The organism is Ancylobacter sonchi, assembly GCF_018390695.1.
GTDB lineage: Bacteria > Pseudomonadota > Alphaproteobacteria > Rhizobiales > Xanthobacteraceae > Ancylobacter > Ancylobacter sonchi.
This window is the reverse complement of the sequence record NZ_JAHBGF010000016.1, coordinates 152,970-170,078: the sequence shown is the minus strand read 5'-3', so window position 1 is coordinate 170,078 and position 17,109 is coordinate 152,970. Positions and strand designations below refer to the sequence as shown.

General features: G+C 69.8%; 14 protein-coding genes. 5 read left to right on the top strand and 9 right to left on the bottom strand.

The genetic code is table 11. The annotated features are described in order from the left end of the window. The first annotated feature begins 7 nt into the window (after positions 1 to 7). From KHC28_RS08160 to KHC28_RS08140, 5 genes are all read left to right on the top strand, one after another. The gene (locus tag KHC28_RS08160; RefSeq protein WP_214007844.1) at positions 8 to 1,423 is read left to right on the top strand and encodes an 8-oxoguanine deaminase; all 1,416 of its coding nucleotides are present in this window, start codon (positions 8 to 10) and stop codon (positions 1,421 to 1,423) included. Between the two features lie 24 nt (positions 1,424 to 1,447). Further along, the gene (locus KHC28_RS08155; RefSeq protein WP_214007843.1) at positions 1,448 to 2,689 is read left to right on the top strand and encodes an FAD-binding protein; all 1,242 of its coding nucleotides are present in this window, start codon (positions 1,448 to 1,450) and stop codon (positions 2,687 to 2,689) included. 5 nt (positions 2,690 to 2,694) lie between these two features. Continuing rightward, positions 2,695 to 4,014, top strand: coding sequence for a glycolate oxidase subunit GlcF (gene glcF / locus KHC28_RS08150; RefSeq protein ID WP_214007842.1), 1,320 nt, complete (start codon positions 2,695 to 2,697; stop codon positions 4,012 to 4,014). A 37-nt stretch (positions 4,015 to 4,051) separates the two neighbouring features. After that, on the top strand, positions 4,052 to 4,405 hold the full coding sequence (locus tag KHC28_RS08145) for an antibiotic biosynthesis monooxygenase family protein (RefSeq protein WP_214007841.1): 354 nt from the start codon (positions 4,052 to 4,054) through the stop codon (positions 4,403 to 4,405). Positions 4,406 to 4,687: 282 nt separating this feature from the next. Next, the gene (locus KHC28_RS08140; protein WP_214007840.1) at positions 4,688 to 5,716 is read left to right on the top strand and encodes an asparaginase; all 1,029 of its coding nucleotides are present in this window, start codon (positions 4,688 to 4,690) and stop codon (positions 5,714 to 5,716) included. A gap of 42 nt (positions 5,717 to 5,758) precedes the next feature. On the opposite strand, the gene KHC28_RS08135 is transcribed toward KHC28_RS08140, so the two are convergent. From KHC28_RS08135 to rimP, 9 genes are all read right to left on the bottom strand, one after another. Beyond that, positions 5,759 to 6,208, bottom strand: a complete 450-nt coding sequence (locus KHC28_RS08135) for a hypothetical protein (protein WP_214007839.1) — start codon at positions 6,206 to 6,208, stop codon at positions 5,759 to 5,761. A 125-nt stretch (positions 6,209 to 6,333) separates the two neighbouring features. Then, entirely contained in the window at positions 6,334 to 8,490 is a 2,157-nt protein-coding gene (gene pnp / locus KHC28_RS08130) for a polyribonucleotide nucleotidyltransferase (protein ID WP_214007838.1), read from the bottom strand. 265 nt (positions 8,491 to 8,755) lie between these two features. Further along, positions 8,756 to 9,025, bottom strand: a complete 270-nt coding sequence (rpsO, locus tag KHC28_RS08125) for a 30S ribosomal protein S15 (RefSeq protein ID WP_214007837.1) — start codon at positions 9,023 to 9,025, stop codon at positions 8,756 to 8,758. A gap of 205 nt (positions 9,026 to 9,230) precedes the next feature. Continuing rightward, positions 9,231 to 10,283 carry a tRNA pseudouridine(55) synthase TruB gene (gene truB / locus KHC28_RS08120; protein ID WP_376772652.1) on the bottom strand — a complete coding sequence of 351 codons (1,053 nt, stop codon included), beginning with the start codon at positions 10,281 to 10,283 and terminating at the stop codon, positions 9,231 to 9,233. Positions 10,284 to 10,291: 8 nt separating this feature from the next. Beyond that, a complete protein-coding gene (gene rbfA / locus KHC28_RS08115) occupies positions 10,292 to 10,735 on the bottom strand; it encodes a 30S ribosome-binding factor RbfA (RefSeq protein WP_214007835.1) in 444 nt (147 codons plus the stop codon). 151 nt (positions 10,736 to 10,886) lie between these two features. After that, the gene (gene infB, locus KHC28_RS08110; RefSeq protein WP_214007834.1) at positions 10,887 to 13,742 is read right to left on the bottom strand and encodes a translation initiation factor IF-2; all 2,856 of its coding nucleotides are present in this window, start codon (positions 13,740 to 13,742) and stop codon (positions 10,887 to 10,889) included. Between the two features lie 65 nt (positions 13,743 to 13,807). After that, positions 13,808 to 14,503 (bottom strand): RNA-binding protein, encoded by a 696-nt coding sequence (locus KHC28_RS08105; RefSeq protein WP_214007833.1) that lies wholly within the window; start codon positions 14,501 to 14,503, stop codon positions 13,808 to 13,810. Between the two features lie 117 nt (positions 14,504 to 14,620). Then, entirely contained in the window at positions 14,621 to 16,237 is a 1,617-nt protein-coding gene (gene nusA / locus KHC28_RS08100; RefSeq protein ID WP_214007832.1) for a transcription termination factor NusA, read from the bottom strand. After that, entirely contained in the window at positions 16,237 to 17,082 is an 846-nt protein-coding gene (gene rimP, locus KHC28_RS08095) for a ribosome maturation factor RimP (protein ID WP_214007831.1), read from the bottom strand. Before rimP ends, nusA begins: the two co-directional genes overlap by 1 nt. Positions 17,083 to 17,109: the final 27 nt, after the last annotated feature.

Sequence of the window (17,109 nt, the reverse complement as noted above, 5' to 3'; positions counted from 1 at the left end):
CGGGAACGTGGCGACGCTGCTCGCGAGGAATGCCGACATCCTCGTCACCATGGACGGGGCGCGCCGGGAGATTCCCGGCGGCGGCGTTTTCGCGCGCGACGGCAGGATCGAGGCGGTGGGGCCATCCGAGACCCTGCCGGCCACCGCCGACCGGGTGATCGACCTTTCCGGCCATGTGGTGCTGCCCGGGCTGGTCAATTGCCACCACCATCTCGACCAGACGCTGACCCGCAACCTGCCGGCGGCGCAGAACACCAACCTGTTCCGCTGGCTGAAGGCGCATTACCGCATCTGGGGCGCCCGCACGCCGGAAGCCTCGCGTACCGCGACGCTGGTCGGCCTCGCCGAGCTCGCTCTGTCCGGCTGCACCACCGCCTTCGACCACGCCTATGTGTTCCGCAATGGCTGCCGGGTCGACGACCAGATCGGCGCCGCCCGCGAGATCGGGCTGCGCTTCATGGTCTCGCGCGGCTCGATGTCGCTCGGCGAGAGCCGTGGCGGCCTGCCGCCGGACAGCTGCGTCGAGCGCGAGGACGACATCCTCGCCGATAGCGAGCGGGTGATCGGCGCCTATCACGACGCCGCGCCGGGTTCGATGCTGCAGATCGCGCTGGCCCCCTGCTCGCCCTTCTCGGTGTCGCCGGAGCTGATGCGCGACAGCGCGGCGCTGGCCCGCCGCCACGGCGTGCGCCTGCACACCCACCTCGCCGAGACCATCGACGAGGAGCGCTACACGCTGGAGCGCTTCGGCAAGCGGCCGGTCGCCTATATGGAGGAACTCGGCTGGCTGGGGCCGGATGTCTGGTTCGCCCATGCGGTGCATGTGAACGACCACGAGATCGGCTGCTTCGCCGGCGCCGGGGTCGGGGTGTGCCACTGTCCCTCCTCCAATATGCGGCTCGCCTCCGGCATCGCGCCGGTGATGGCCTATGGCCGCGCCGGGGTGAAAGTCGGCCTTGGCGTCGACGGCTCGGCCTCCAACGATTCCAACCACATGCTCGGCGAGGCGCGCCAGGCGATGCTGCTGGCGCGGCTGCAGATCAGCCTGCGCCCGCCGGAAGGGCCGGACACCACGCTGTCGACCTCCGATCCCTCGCGCGACCATGAATGGATGACCGCCCGGCGGGCGCTGGAGCTGGCGACGCTGGGCGGCGCCGCCGTGCTGGGGCGCGACGACATCGGCGCGCTGGCACCCGGCAAATGCGCCGACTTCACCGCCTTCCGCCTCGACGACCTCGCCTTTGCCGGCGGGCTGGCCGATCCGGTCGCCGCGACGCTGTTCACCGGCCCGCACCGTGCCAGCTGGACGGTGGTGCAGGGAAGGCCGGTGGTGGAGCGTGGCGAGATCGTCACCATCGACCTGCCGGCGGTGATCGCCGAGCACAACCGACATGCGGCGCGCCTTGCCGCCCTCCCGTTCTGATGACCGCCCGCGAGTGAGCCGACCATGACCCCGCCGACCACCGCCGACCGCCTCCGAGCCCGCGATGAAGCCGACGTCGTCGAGACCGTCCGCTGGGCGGTTTCCGAAGGCCGAACCCTCGATGTCGCCGGCTCTGGCTCCAAGCAGGCGCTCGGTCGCCACATCCAGACCGACGCCACGCTCGATCTCTCCGCGCTCACCGGGGTGAGCCTCTACGAGCCGGCCGAGCTGGTGCTGAGCGCCAAGGCCGGCACCCCGGTGGCCGAGATCGAGGCGCTGCTGGTGGCCTCCAACCAGATGATGGCGTTCGAGCCGATGGATTACGGCCCGCTGCTCGGCCGTCCGCGCGGCGAGGGCACGCTGGGCGGACTGATGGCGACCAATCTCGCCGGTCCCCGCCGTCCCTCCGCCGGCGCCGCCCGCGACCATGCGCTCGGCCTGCGCGCGGTGTCGGGGCGCGGCGAAGCGTTCAAGGCCGGCGGCCGGGTGGTGAAGAACGTGACCGGCTACGACCTGCCGCGCGGCCTGTCCGGCTCCTATGGCACGCTCGCCGCCTTCACCGAGCTGACCATCAAGGTGCTGCCGCGCCCGGAGACGCTGGAGACGCTGCTGATCTACGGCCTCGACGACGCCACGGCGGCGAAGGCGATGAGCGCGGCGGTCGGCTCGTTCTACGACGTCTCCGGCGCCGCGCATGTGCCGTTCGGCGTCACCGGGCACATTCCCGCCCTGGCGCTCGCCGGCAGCTCGGTGACGGCGCTGCGGCTGGAGGGCGTGCCGCCCTCGATCCGCCATCGCCGCGAGAAGCTCGAAGGGCTGCTCGCCGGTTTCGGCACGCTCGGGCGGCTGGAGGCCGAGAGCTCCGCCGCGCTGTGGCGGGCGCTGCGCGACGTCGAGCCCTTCGCCGGCGACCATAAGCGGGCGGTCTGGCGGGTCTCGACCGCGCCGATGAAGGCCTCCGCCATCGGCGTCGCCGTCGCCGAGGCGGGCGGCGCCTGCTTCTACGACTGGGCCGGCGGGCTGATCTGGATCGAGATGCCTGACGCCGATCCGCGCGCCGAGCTGGTGCGCGGCGTGCTCGCCGCCGTCGGCGGGCCGCAGTCGGGCGGGCATGCGACGCTGATCCGCGCCGATGCCGCCACCCGCGCGGCGCTGGAGGTGTTCCAGCCGCTCGATCCCGTCACCGGCGCGCTGGTGAAGCGGATGAAGGACGGTTTCGACCCGAGCCGGGTGCTGAGCCCCGGCCGCATGTATGCGGGAGTGTGAGGACCATGCAGACCCATTTCTCGCTTGCCCAGCTCGCCGATCCGCAGGTCGCACGCTCCGAACAGATCCTGCGCGCCTGCGTGCATTGCGGCTTCTGCACCGCCACCTGCCCGACCTACGCGCTGCTCGGCGACGAGCTCGATTCGCCGCGCGGGCGCATCTACCTGATCAAGGACATGCTGGAGAACGACCGGCCGGCCACCGCCGAGGTCGCCAAGCATGTCGATCGCTGCCTGTCCTGTCTGTCCTGCATGACCACCTGCCCGTCCGGGGTGCACTACATGCATCTCGTCGACCATGCGCGCGACCATATCGAGAAGACCTATAAGCGCCCGTTCCTCGACCGCACGCTGCGCGCGGTGCTGGCCAGGGTGCTGCCGAGCCGCTCGCTGTTCCGCCTGTCGCTCGCCGGCGCCATGCTGGCGCGGCCCTTCGCCGGGATGATCGGCCAGGTGCCGGGCCTCGCCCCGGTCGCCGCCATGCTGAAGCTGGCACCGGCCCGCCCGTCGAGCCGCTCGGCCAGCGAGAATGTGCGCCAGTTCCCGGCGCTGGGCGCCCGCCGCGCCCGCGTCGCGCTGCTCGACGGCTGCGCCCAGCCGGTGCTGCGGCCGGAGATCGACGAGGCGGCGATCCGCTTGCTCACCCGCATGGGGGTGGAAGTGGTGCGGCCGGTCGGTGGCGGCTGCTGCGGCTCGCTCACCCATCACATGGGCAAGGAAGAGCCGGCGCTCGCCAATGCCCGCGCCAATGTCGATGCCTGGTGGCGGGAGATCCAGGGCGAGGGGCTCGATGCCATCATCGTCACCACCTCGGGCTGCGGCACGACGATCAAGGATTACGGCCACATGCTGCGCCTCGAGCCGGCCTATGCCGAGAAGGCGGCCAAGGTGTCCGCGCTGGCGAAGGACGTCAGCGAGTTCCTCGTCGAGCGCGAGCTGCCGGTGCCGGTGATCGCGGCGGGGATGCGCGTCGCCTACCATTCCGCCTGCTCGCTGCAGCATGGGCAGAAGGTGAAGACGGCGCCGAAGGAGCTGCTGGCCCGCGCCGGCTTCACCGTGCTGGAGCCGGCGGAAGGGCATCTGTGCTGCGGCTCGGCCGGCACCTACAATATCCTCCAGCCGGAGATCGCCGGCCGGCTGCGCGACCGCAAGGTGGCGAATATCGAGCGCACCCAGCCGCAGGTGATCGCCGCCGGCAATATTGGCTGCCTGACCCAGATCGGCGGCGGCACCGCCATTCCGACCGTGCACACGGTCGAACTGCTCGACTGGGCGACCGGCGGGCCCAATCCGTTGCCGGAGCCGTTCGCCGTAGCTGCGGAGTGAACCGGCGGAATGAGCCGGCGGCTCCAGGGAGGCCGACATGATTGCCGTTATTTTCGAGGTCTGGCCGGCTGACGGGCAGCGCGAGCACTATCTCGAACTCGCCGCAGCGCTGAAGGCCGACCTTCAGGGCCGCGACGGCTTCATCTCGGTGGAGCGCTTCGAGAGCCTGACCGAGCCGGGCAAGCTGCTGTCGCTGTCGATCTGGCGCGACGAGGAGGCGGTGCGAGCCTGGCGCTGCCTGCCCTCGCATCGCGCGGCACAGGGCAAGGGCCGCGCCGGCGTGTTCCGCGACTACCGGCTGCGGGTGGCCGCCATTCTGCGCGACTATGGCATGGACGCGCGCGACGAGGTGCCGGACGACAGCCGCGCGGCGCATCCGCCGGCCTTGTAGGCCGGTCCGATGGTCGCTTTCCTGTCCGAACTCGGTAGCTGCCGCGTCCGGTTCCGGCCAAGGCGCAACTGGACACGTCCGGCTCCGTCGTTCGGGTCGGGTCGAAACCGGTAATATCCGGTTTCGATGGGAGGTGGCTCGTGCGGCGGGACGGCGGGGACCTCTCGCTCTGTCCTCTTCTGATCGGGAGGCGGGAGCCTGGCCGCGATCCAAGGCGTGGACCAAGCGACAAGGTTGCAGGGAGCGACTATAGAAAAGGGCCCCCCTGCCGCCGGATCGACCATGCCCGAGATCTTCCGCCGTCCCCGCCTGCTCGCCCTGTCGCTGGGCGGCACCATCACCATGACCGCCTCCGCCGCCGGCGGCATCGCGCCGACGCTGGGCGCCGCCGATCTGGTGGCGGCGGTGCCGGCGCTGGCCGAGATCGCGGAGATCGAGGCACGCTCGCCGTTCCGGGTCGGCAGTTCCTCGCTGACGCTCGGCAACATCGCCGCTGTGGCCGCCGAGATCCGTGCCGCCTTCGCCGACGGTTTCGACGGTGCGCTGGTGATCCAGGGTACCGATACCATCGAGGAGACCGCTTTCGCGCTCGACCTCATGGTGCGCGACGACCGGCCGGTGGTGGTGATCGGCGCCATGCGCGGGCCGCAGCAGCCCGGCGCCGACGGACCGGCCAATCTGTTGGCGGGCGCCATCGTCGCGGCCAGCCCGGCGGCGCGCGGCCTCGGCACGCTGGTGGTGCTGAACGACGAGATCCATGCCGCCCGCTATGTCCGCAAGGGGCACAGCGCGCTCACCTCTGCCTTCGTCTCCGACAATGGCGGCCCGCTCGGGCTGGTGGCGGAGGGGCAGGCGCGGCTGTTCTCCCGCGTGACGCCGCTCACCCTGCCGCCCACCTTGCCCGACCTGATGCCGGCATCTGCCGCGGGCGCCGATATCGAGCTGCCGCCGGTGGCGCTGGTCAAGATCGGCATGGGCGACGACGGTCGGCTGCTGCCGGCGCTGGCCGGCCTCGGCTATCGCGGCGCGGTGATCGAGGGCGCCGGTGCCGGCCACGTCCCCGGCGTGATGGCCGAGGCGGTCGGCGCATTGGTGCGGCAGATGCCGGTGGTGCTGGCGAGCCGCACGCTCGGCGGACCGGTGTTCGAGCGCACCTATGGCTATCCCGGCTCGGAGATCGACCTGATCGCCCGCGGCGCGCTGCCCGCCGGGCTGCTGCCGGCGCTGAAGGCGCGGCTCATGCTGGTGCTGGCGCTGAAGGCGGGGTGCTCGCGCGAGGCGATCGCGGAGGCGGTCGCGGCGTTCCGATAGCCGGCGTCAGGCCGGATGCTTCCATGGCTTGTAGAAGGGCCCCTAGCTGAAGAACAGCGGGCCGAGCTTCAGGCCGCGCTGCTCGCCGAGATACAGCATCGACGGGCGCCCGCTCGGCGGATCGTAGGTCAACCGGCACAGGCTGCCGGTTGGATCGCGTTTGGTGTCCGCCCACATCAGTTCGATATCGAGTTGACCGGGTTCGTGCTCGATCTTGTAGCCACCAATTCGCCAGCGCCGGTCGGCACCGATCTCGACCGACTTTTCCTCGTCCTCCTTGATCGAACTCTGGCCAATGCCGGCCGCATAGCCGCTTTGGGAGGTGCTGCTATTCCACGCGCTCCTGAACTGGAACGGTGACGATTTCTGCGTGATCGGCACCCGGGCGATCAGTTGGGTGGCTTTGGTCGTGTCGAAGCTGGTGCCATCCTCGACGAGGTCATCGAGAAGGGCGTGGATCACAAGCCGATCGTCGACGTTGCTTCTGTCCATCGGCAATCTCCAGTCTGCCGACGGCCTGTCCTCGTGCCTGGGTTGCCAATGGAGGCATTCGGTCGACCAAAACGAAACGGGGCGCCCGAAGGCGCCCCGCTCTTAACCAGAAACCAGACGGCCGATCACTCGGCGGCGCCGGCCTCGTTGCCTTCGGCCTTGCCCTTGGCTTCGAGGTCCTCGCCAGTGGCCTGGTCGACGACCTTCATCGACAGGCGGGTCTTGCCGCGCTCGTCGAAGCCGAGCAGCTTCACCTTCACCTTGTCGCCTTCCTTGATCACGTCGGAAGGCTTGGACACCCGCTCCTTGGCGAGCTGCGAGACGTGCACGAGGCCGTCCTTGGCGCCGAAGAAGTTCACGAAGGCGCCGAAATCGACGACCTTCACCACGGTGCCCTCATAGATCTGGCCGACTTCCGGCTCGGAAGCGATCGACTTGATCCAGTTGAGCGCCGCCTTGATCGACTCGCCGGACGCCGAGGCCACCTTCACGGTGCCGTCGTCCTCGATGTTGATCTTGGCGCCGGTCTTCTCGACGATCTCGCGGATGACCTTGCCGCCCGACCCGATCACTTCGCGGATCTTGTCGACCGGGATCTGGATCACCTCGATGCGCGGAGCATGCTCGCCGAGCTCGGCGCGGGCACCGGTCAGCGCCTTGGCCATCTCGCCGAGAATGTGCGCACGGCCACCCTTCGCCTGCTCGAGGGCGACCTTCATGATCTCCTCGGTGATGCCGGCGATCTTGATGTCCATCTGCAGGGCGGTGACACCCTTCTCGGTGCCGGCCACCTTGAAGTCCATGTCGCCGAGGTGATCCTCGTCGCCGAGGATGTCGGAGAGCACGGCGAACTTGTCACCCTCGAGGATGAGGCCCATGGCGATGCCGGCCACCGGGCGACGCAGCGGCACGCCGGCGTCCATCAGGGCGAGCGAGGTGCCGCAAACGGTCGCCATCGAGGACGAGCCGTTGGATTCGAGGATCTCCGACACCGCGCGCAGCGTGTAGGGGAATTCGTGCTGCGGCGGCAGGATCGGGCGAATGGCGCGCCAGGCGAGCTTGCCATGGCCGATTTCGCGACGGCCGGGCGAACCCATGCGGCCGGTCTCGCCGACCGAGAAGGGCGGGAAGTTGTAGTGCAGCAGGAAGCGCTCCTTGTAGGTGCCTTCCAGGCTGTCGATGAACTGCTCGTCCTCGCCGGTGCCGAGGGTCGCGACGACCAGCGCCTGCGTCTCGCCGCGGGTGAACAGCGCCGAGCCGTGGGTACGCGGCAGCACGCCGACTTCCGAAACGATCTGACGGACGGTCTTGGTGTCGCGGCCGTCGATGCGGACACCCTCGTCGAGGATGGTCCAGCGGACGATCTTGGCCTCGAGCTCCTTCAGCACTTCGCCGAGGGTCTGGGCGTCCGGCACGTCCTTGCCTTCGGCGGCGAGGGCGGCGTAATGCGCCTTGGCCTTGGCCTTGGCGGCGCCGACCGCGTCATAGCGGTCCTGCTTGCGGGCGATCTTGTAGGCGTCGCGCAGGTCGGCCTCGATCAGGCCGCGCAGCTCGGCCTCGAGCGCCGAGTGGTCGGGAGCGGCGAAGTCGCGCGGCTCCTTGGCGGCCTTCTCGGCGAGGCGGATGATGGCGTCGATCACCGGCTGGAAGTGGCGGTGGCCGAACATCACCGAACCGAGCATGACCTCTTCGGACAGCTCCTTGGCCTCGGATTCCACCATCAGCACGGCGTCGGCGGTGCCGGCGACCACGAGGTCGAGCGCCGAATCCTTCAGCTCGTCGACCGAGGGGTTCAGCACATATTCATTGTCGATGAAGCCGACGCGGGCGGCACCCACCGGGCCCATGAAGGGCACGCCGGAAAGGGTGAGCGCGGCGGAGGCGGCGACCAGCGACACGATGTCGGGATCGTTCTCGAGATCGTGCGACAGCACGGTCACCACGACCTGGGTGTCGTTCTTGTACCCATCGGGGAACAGCGGGCGGATCGGGCGGTCGATCAGGCGGGAGACCAGCGTCTCCTTCTCGCTCGGACGGCCTTCGCGCTTGAAGTAGCCACCGGGAATGCGACCGGCCGCATAGGCCTTTTCCTGGTAGTTGACGGTGAGCGGGAAGAAGTCCTGGCCGGGCTTGGGCGCCTTGGCGGAGACCACGGTGGCGAGCACGGTGGTGTCGCCGTATTTCGCGAGCACGGCGCCGTCGGCCTGACGCGCCATCTTGCCGGTCTCGAGGGAGAGCGTGCGCCCACCCCAGTCGAGTTCCTCGCGGTGAATGTCGAACATGTCTGTCTCTGGCTTTCCGAAGGGGGCCATGGGCAAGACGGCGGGAGACTCCGCACTCCGGGATACGCCGGGCCAAGTCTCCGGCGATCCTGCCATGGCCGCCGCTTCTGTCGGACGCGGCGAGCCCCATGCCCGCCGCTTTTGCGTTCTCCGGAACCTGTTCCTCAGGTTCCAGTCTTCGTGAGGCGGCGCCGCGTAGTATTCGCCGGCGCCATCCTGATAGCGCACGAGGCCCGCACCGGCCGGTGCGAGCCTCGGCTAAACGTCAGCGGCGGATGCCGAGCCGCTGGATGAGCGACTTGTAGCGGGCTTCCTCGGTCTTCTTCAGATAGTCGAGGAGGCCGCGACGCGCGGACACCATCTTGAGCAGGCCGCGACGGGAGTGGTTGTCCTTCGCGTGGCCCTTGAAGTGGCCGGTGAGGTTGGTGATGCGCTCGGTGAGGATCGCAACCTGCACTTCCGCCGAACCGGTATCACCCGGCTTGGTGGCATATTCAGCGATGAGCGCCTGCTTGCGCTCCGGCGTGATCGACATCGGGTATCCTTTCCGGTTTTCGGTAATCGATGTGGCGGACCGCTTGGCGCGGAGCCGCCGGTTTCGCGGATCGGCCGGGCCGGGATGTCGTCCAGCGCGGTCGAAAAGCGAAAGGCTCGCGCGGACCGACAGGTCCGCAACGCGGGCGCACCATACACGAAAACGCCCGCGATGCCAGTCGCATCTTCTCTGCCGGCCTTGCCGCTCAGGAGGCCGGGCCGGGGTGGAAGATGCGCCGGGGGAAGATCTCGGCGCCTTCGGCGTCACCGAGCGCCACCAGCCGGCCGCCGGCGGTGATGGCGACCGGGCCTTCGAGGATCGGCGCGTCGCGTCCGCGCAGGATGATCGACTGGCCGCGCGCGAGGCGCGCCGCATCCGCCGGGCTCACCCGCAGCGAGGGCAGGCTGTCGAGGCCGATCTCCACCGGGCGCAGCGCCGCGAAGGGAGGGGTCTCGCCATTGTCCGCATGCATGGCGCGCAGGGCGTCGAGCGGGATCAGCTGCTCCTCGGCGAAGGTGCCGACCACGCCGCGGCGCAGCGCGGTGATGTGGCCGTGCGTGCCGAGCCGGCGGCCGAAATCGCGGGCGAGCGAGCGCACATAGGTGCCCTTGCCGCATTCCGCCTCGAACACCGCGTGATCGGCATCCGGCATGTCGACGAGGTCGAGCCGGTGGATGACCACGGTGCGGGCGGCCAGCTCGACGGCGATGCCGTCGCGCGCCAGGTCGTAGGCGCGCTCGCCATTGATCTTCAGCGCCGAGAACGCCGGCGGCACCTGCTCGATCTCGCCGCGGAACGCCGGCAGGATGGCGAGGATGGCGTCGCGGTCCGGGCGGACCTCCGACTGTGCGACGGCCTGGCCCTCGCTGTCGTCGGTGTCGGTCTCGATGCCCCAGCGCACGGTGAAGCGGTAGACCTTGCGGCTGTCCATGACGAAGGGCACGGTCTTGGTCGCCTCGCCGAGCGCGATCGGCAGGCAGCCGGAGGCGAGCGGGTCGAGCGTGCCGGCATGGCCGGCCTTCTTGGCCTGGAACAGCCATTTCACCGCGCCGACCGCCTGGGTGGAGGTCATGCCGACCGGCTTGTCCAGCAGCACCCAGCCATCGACGTCGCGCTTGGGCCGCCGGGCCGGACGCTCGCGGCGGTCGCCCTTCGGCCCGCGCGGGCGGGCGTCGTCGGGAGCCGCAGCCGGGGCGGCGTGGGTCTCGTCGACGATGGCGTCGTCGATGAGGGCTTCGGCCGTGGCGGCCTCGATCATGGGGGCGCTCATGCCTGATCGTCCTTGTTGTTCTCGTTGTCGTCGTCGTTCGGGTCGTCTTGATGGTCGAGGTCGCGGGCGACGTCCGGCGAGCGCAGCAGCGCATCGATGCGCGCGCCTTCCTCGAAGGAGGTATCGATGCGGAAGCGCAGCTCGGGGACGTATTTCAGCTCCACCCGGCGGGCGATCTCGCCGCGCAGCGGCTTGGCATTGGTCGCCAGCGCGTCGATGGCCGCCTTGGTGTCCTTGCCGCCGAGCGGCATGACGAAGCAGGTGGCGATCTTCAGGTCCGGGCTCATCCGCACTTCCGGCACGGTGATCAGCACCTTCGACAAGGCCGGATCAGGCAGGTCGCCGCGCGACAGAATGTCGGACAGGGCATGGCGCACCAGCTCGCCGACGCGCAGCTGGCGCTGGCTCGGGCCGGTGCCCGAGCTCGCTTTGGTCTTCATGACGTTCAACGTTCCTCAACGCCCGCACCGGTGACGCCGGAAAGCGGGACGGCTTCGACCGGAGCCGACGGATTCGGACCGTCCGGCTCCCGCGGTACTTCTCAGGCGGCCGGGCGGCAAACCGTCCGGCCGTCGTGCCCTGCGGCAGGGGTCACAGCGTGCGCTGGACCACCTCGACGCGGTAGCATTCGATGACGTCGCCGGCGCGCATGTCCTGGTAGTTCTCGAAGGACATGCCGCACTCCTGGCCGGACTGCACCACGTTGACCGCATCCTTGTAGCGGTTGAGCGTGGCGAGCTTGCCTTCGTGGATGACGACGTTGTCGCGGATGAGGCGGACATGCTGGCCGCGCTCGACGATGCCGTCGGTGACCAGGCAGCCGGCGACCTTGCCCACCTTGGAGACCGCGAAGATCTCCTTGATGAGGGCGTTGCCGAGCATGGTCTCGCGGTTGATCGGGGCGAGCAGGCCACCCATCGCCGCCTTCACGTCATCCACCAGATCGTAGATGATGTTGTACTGGCGGATCTCGATGCCGGCACGGTCGGCCGCCTCGCGGGCTTCCTTGTTGGCGCGCACGTTGAAGGCGATGATCACCGCATTGGCGGTCTCGGCCAGCGTCACGTCGCTCTCGTTCACGCCGCCGGCGCCGGAGTGGATGATGCGGGCCTGCACCTCGTCGGTGCCGAGCTTCTCCAGCGAGGTGACGATCGCTTCCACCGAACCGGAGACGTCGCCCTTGATGATCAGCGGGAATTCCTTGCGGCCCGCCGTCTTCGCCTGGCTCATCATCTGTTCCAGCGAGCCGCGGACGGTAGCGGAACGCGCCGCCGCCTTTTCGCGCTTCTGGTTCTTGCGGTAGTCGGTGATCTCGCGGGCACGGGCCTCGCTCTCGACCACTGCGAGGCGGTCGCCCGCCTCCGGGGTGCCGTTGAAGCCGAGCACCTCGACCGGCATGGACGGGCCGGCTTCGCCGAGCTGCGCGCCCTTGTCGGAGATCAGCGCGCGCACGCGGCCCATCTCGGCGCCTGCGACGACGATGTCGCCGACATGCAGGGTGCCGCGCTGCACCAGCACGGTGGCGACCGGGCCGCGGCCACGGTCGAGCTTGGCCTCGATGACGGTGCCCTCGGCCTCGCGGTCGGGGTTCGCCTTGAGGTCGAGCACTTCCGCCTGCAGGCTGATCAGTTCGAGCAGCTTGTCGAGATTGGTGTGGGCCTTGGCCGACACTTCCACTTCGAGCGTCTCGCCGCCCAGGCTTTCGACCTGGATCTCGTATTGCAGCAGCTCGCTGCGCACGCGCTCGGGCTTGGCGTCCGGCTTGTCGATCTTGTTGATCGCCACGATCAGCGGCACGCCGGCGGCGCGCGCGTGACTGATGGCTTCCACCGTCTGCGGCATGACACCGTCATCGGCCGCCACCACCAGCACCACGATGTCCGTCACCTTGGCGCCGCGGGCGCGCATGGCGGTGAACGCCGCGTGGCCGGGCGTGTCGATGAAGGTGATCTTGCCGCCGAGCGGCGAGGTCACCTGATAGGCGCCGATGTGCTGGGTGATGCCGCCGGCCTCGCCGGACACCACATTGGCCGAGCGCAGCGCGTCGAGCAGCGAGGTCTTGCCGTGGTCGACATGGCCCATGATGGTGACGACCGGCGGACGCGGCAGCAGGTTCTCCGGCGCGTCCGGCGTGTCGAACAGGCCTTCCTCGACGTCCGATTCCGCGACGCGGCGCACGGTGTGGCCGAGTTCCTCGGCGATCAGCTGGGCGGTGTCGGCGTCGATCACGTCGGTGATCTTCACCATCTGGCCCTGCTTCATCAGCAGGCGGATGACGTCGACCGCGCGCTCGGCCATGCGGTTGGCGAGTTCCTGGATGGAAATCGTCTCCGGGACCGTGACCTCGCGGGAGATCTTCTCCTTGGTCTCGACATGCCGGTGGCCGCTCATGCGCTGGGTGCGGCGGCGGAAGGCCGCAACCGAACGCTGGCGCTCCTCGTCACCGGACTGCGCCGTCACCAGGGTGAGGCGGCCGCGATTCTTCTCGCCACCGGCGGGGCGGGTGGGCTTCTGCGGCGGCGGGGCGGGACGCGCGGGCGCACCACCGGGACCGCGACGGACGGGACGGCGCTCGTCGTCTTCGGCATCCATGGTGGCGTTGCGGGGCGTCGCGACGCGCGGGGCGCCGGGGGCGGCAGCCGGGGCGGACGGCGCGGCAGCGGCCGGAGCGGCGGCGCGCGGCTGCGCGGCCGGCTGCGCCGGGGCCTCCTCGCCGAAGCGCTTGCGCGCCTCCTGCTCGGACTTGCGCTTGGCTTCTTCCTCGAAGGCGCGACGCGCCTCTTCCTCGCGCTTGCGGGCCTCGGCGGCCTCGCGCTCGACCTTTTCGCGGGCTTCGCGCTCGGCGCGGCGGCGGGCCTCTTCCTCGGCGCGCTTGCGCTCCTCGACCTCGCGCAGGCGCGCGTCCTGAAGAGCGGCGGTGCGGGCGCGGGCCTCCTCCTCGGTCAGCGAGCGCAGCACGACGCCGCCGGGACGGGTGCCGACGGGGCCCGGACGCGGGCCGGAATAGTTGGAGCCGGGCGAGGGCTGGGTGCGTCCCTGCATGGGCGGGCGCTGCGGCTGCTGCGACGTGCCGGCGGGCCGGGCGCCCTGCTGCGGCGCCGACGCCTGTGCCGGGCGAGCGGCCTGCGGAGCCTGCGCCGGACGCGCGGCCTGGGGCGGCTGCGCGGGGCGCGGCGCCGACGGCGCGGGAGCGGCGGCGGCGACAGCCGGGGCGGCGGGAGCAGCAGCGACGGGCGCGGCGGGAGCAGCGGAAGGCGCGGACGGAGCCTCGGGCTTCTCGCCCGGACCGATCACGCGCCGCTTCACCTTCTCGACCACCACGGACTTGGAGCGCCCATGGCTGAAGCTCTGGCGAACGACGCCCTGCTCGACAGGCCTCTTGAGCGTCAGGGTCTTGCCCTGGCCAACGCCCATCGTCTTCTCGCCGGGGTTCTTCGTATCGGTCATTCGGTATCCGTTCCTGAGCATCACCGCCCCTTGCGGGATGCCTCAAATCTGTGCGCCAGCTTCGCTTATCCAGCGCGCCAGCTCTCGAGCCTTCTTACCCGCGCAAGAAACCCTGCGCTTGTCGGATGGGCGAGCAGCGCAGCATGTACCACATTTGCCCTGCCCAACGCCAAGTCCAATTGCACGCCTGACAAAGAGTTAACGAAGGCTATTTTCTTACCTTCGGCCTCGCCGACGCGCCGGGCGAGAGCATCGAGTTTCGTGACCCCGTCCCGTGCCGCTTCACTGGCGTGGACGAGGATGGCGGCGCCGCCCTGGAGCGCCTCCGCCACCTTGGTCGTGCCCGTCACCAGCTGCCCCGCCTTGTTGGCGAAGCTGAGGGCGCTGAACACGTCCTTCTCCAACAGGACGTCGACCAGGTCGGCAAGACCCGGATCGACGCGGCCCTTGCCGCGAAAGGCGCGGCCGAAGGCCTTCTTCTTCACGGCCAGCGCCAGTTCGGAGCGGGTGGCCCCGACCCAGGCGCCGCGCCCGGGAAGCTTGGCGGCGAGGTCGGGCACCACTTGCCCGTCCGGCGCCACCACGAAGCGCAGCATTTCGCCGACCGGCCGCACGGTGCGGCTGGCGAGGCACAGCCGCGTCAGCTCGCGGCGCGCGGCGGCGGGACCGGCATCGGTCTCCTCCGCCTCGACGGCGAGGCCTTCATCCGCCGCGTCGTCCGCGACGTCCTGCGCTCCGCCCTGTTCGCCCGCCTGCTGCATCGCTGCGTGACACTCCGCTCACGCCGGGCCGGACAGCGAGCCCGGGGCACGCCTCCGTCAGCGGGACGAAGGCAACACCGGGGCGCAGACCGATCCAGGCATCATGCCGGTCCTGGCTCACGCCGGGTTGCCGGCGTCCTCCTCGGTAGTCTCCTCGGCCTCGTCGCCCGCGGTGGCGAGCTCATCGGCCGAAATCCAGCCCGCCTTGACGCGGGCCTGCATGATCAGCGCCTCGGCGTCCTCGCGGGAGAGCTGGAAGCCCTCCAGCGCGCCGGACACGCGGACGGTCTCGCCGTCCTTGCGCTCGGTCCAGCCGGTCAGGTCGTCCGTGGCGCAGCCGGCGAGATCCTCGACGGACTTGATGTCGTTCTCGCCGAACGCCACCAGCATCGGCGAGGTCACGCCCGGCACCTCGCGCAGCTCGTCCTCGACACCGAGCGCGCGACGGCGCTCGTCGAAGGCGGCTTCCACCTCGGCGAGGTGGCTCTGCGCGCGGCTTTGCAGTTCCTGCGCGGTGTCCTCGTCGAAGCCCTCGATGCTCGCGAGTTCGGCGATCGGCACATAGGCGAGCTCTTCGACGCTGGCGAAGCCTTCGGAGGCGAGCAGCTGGCCCATCATCTCGTCGAGGTCGAGCGCCTCGGCGAAGATCTTGGAGCGCTCGGCGAATTCCTTCTGGCGCCGCTCGCTTTCCTCCGCCTCGGTCATGATGTCGATGTCCCAGCCGGTGAGCTGGGAGGCGAGGCGGACGTTCTGGCCGCGACGGCCGATGGCGAGGCTTAGTTGGGCATCCGGCACCACGACTTCAATACGCTCGCGGTCCTCGTCGAGCACGACCTTCACCACTTCCGCCGGCGCCAGCGCGTTGACGATGAAGGTGGCGACGTCGTTCGACCACGGAATGATGTCGATCTTCTCGCCCTGCAGCTCGTTCACCACCGCCTGCACGCGCGAGCCGCGCATACCGACGCAGGCGCCGACCGGGTCGACCGAGGAATCGCGCGAGGTGACGGCGATCTTGGCGCGCGAGCCGGGGTCGCGGGCGACGGCCTTGATCTCGACGATGTTGTCGTAGATTTCCGGCACTTCCTGGGCGAACAGCTTCGCCATGAACTGCGGATGGGTGCGCGACAGGAAGATCTGCGGGCCGCGCGGCTCGCGGCGCACGTCGTAGACATAGGCGCGGATGCGGTCGCCGACCTTGAAGACTTCGCGCGGCAGCAATTCATCGCGACGCAGCGAGGCTTCACCCTTACCGAGATCGACGACGACATTGCCGTACTCGACGCGCTTGACCGCGCCGTTGACGATTTCGCCGATGCGGTCCTTGAATTCTTCGTACTGCCGGTCGCGCTCGGCCTCGCGCACCTTCTGCACGATGACCTGCTTGGCCGACTGGGCGGCGATACGGCCGAAATCGAAGGGCGGCAGCGTGTCGGCGATGGAATCGCCCACCTGCGCGGCCGGGTTCAGCCGGCGGGCGCCGACGAGGTCGATCTCGATGGCGGAATTCTCCACCTGGTCGACCACCAGCAGGTGACGGGCGAGGCGCAGTTCGCCGGTGCGGGGGTTGATCTCCGCATGGATGTCGGTCTCGGCGCCGTAGCGGGAGCGCGCGGCTTTCGCGATCGCGTCTTCCATGGCGGCGATGACGATGGTCCGGTCGATCGACTTCTCGCGGGCGACCGCATCAGCGATCTGCAGAAGCTCGAGCCGGTTGGCGCTGACGACAACCATCAGTGCGTCTCCTTCGCGGGGGATTTGCGTTTTGCGTTGGATTTCTTGGCGGGTTTGGCGGCGCCCTTCGGCTTGTAGGCGGGCTTCGCCTTCGGCGTGGCGCGCACCGGCATCTTCTTGGCCGGAACGATGCGGACGACAGTTTCGTCGCCTTCCGCCTCGCCGTCTTCCACTTCGTCGGCATCGTCCTCGAACGACGCGTCGCCGAGATCGGCGGTATCGATATCGTCCTCGTCGATCCCCGCGCCCTCGCGCAGAGCCTTGTCGCGGCGCAAGGCGTCGCGGATCAGCGCGTCGGTCATGACGAGGCGCGCCTCGCCGATATCGGCGATGGGCAGCTCATAGGTGTCGGGCGTGCCGGCCGGAGCGTCGGGCAGGCGGATGACCGCTGCGCCGTTCTTCTGGCCCAGCAGCAGGCCGCGGAACCGCTTGCGGCCGTCGAACGGCACGGCGAGCTCCACCTTGGCCTCGTGGCCGGCCCAGCGGTCGAAGTCGCTGGAGCGCACCAGCGGCCGGTCGATGCCGGGCGAGGACATTTCGAGATTGTAGGCGCCGGAGATCGGATCCTCGACGTCGAGCACCGGCGAGATCGCGCGGCTCGCCGCCTCGCATTCCTCGATGCCGAACGAACCGTCCGGCCGCTCGGCCATGATCTGCAGCGTCATCGCGTCGCCGCCGGAGATCTTGACCCGGACCAGCCGGAAGCCGAGGCCTTCCAGCACCGGCGCGACGATCGCCGCCACCCGCGCGGCAGGGCCGGTCTCGGTGACGAGACGCGGCTCGTCCAGCCGGGTTTCGAAAACCGGCTCGGCAACCTTGTCGGACTTGATGTCGTTCTCGCTCATCGTCCTCGCCGGACCCGTGATGGTCCG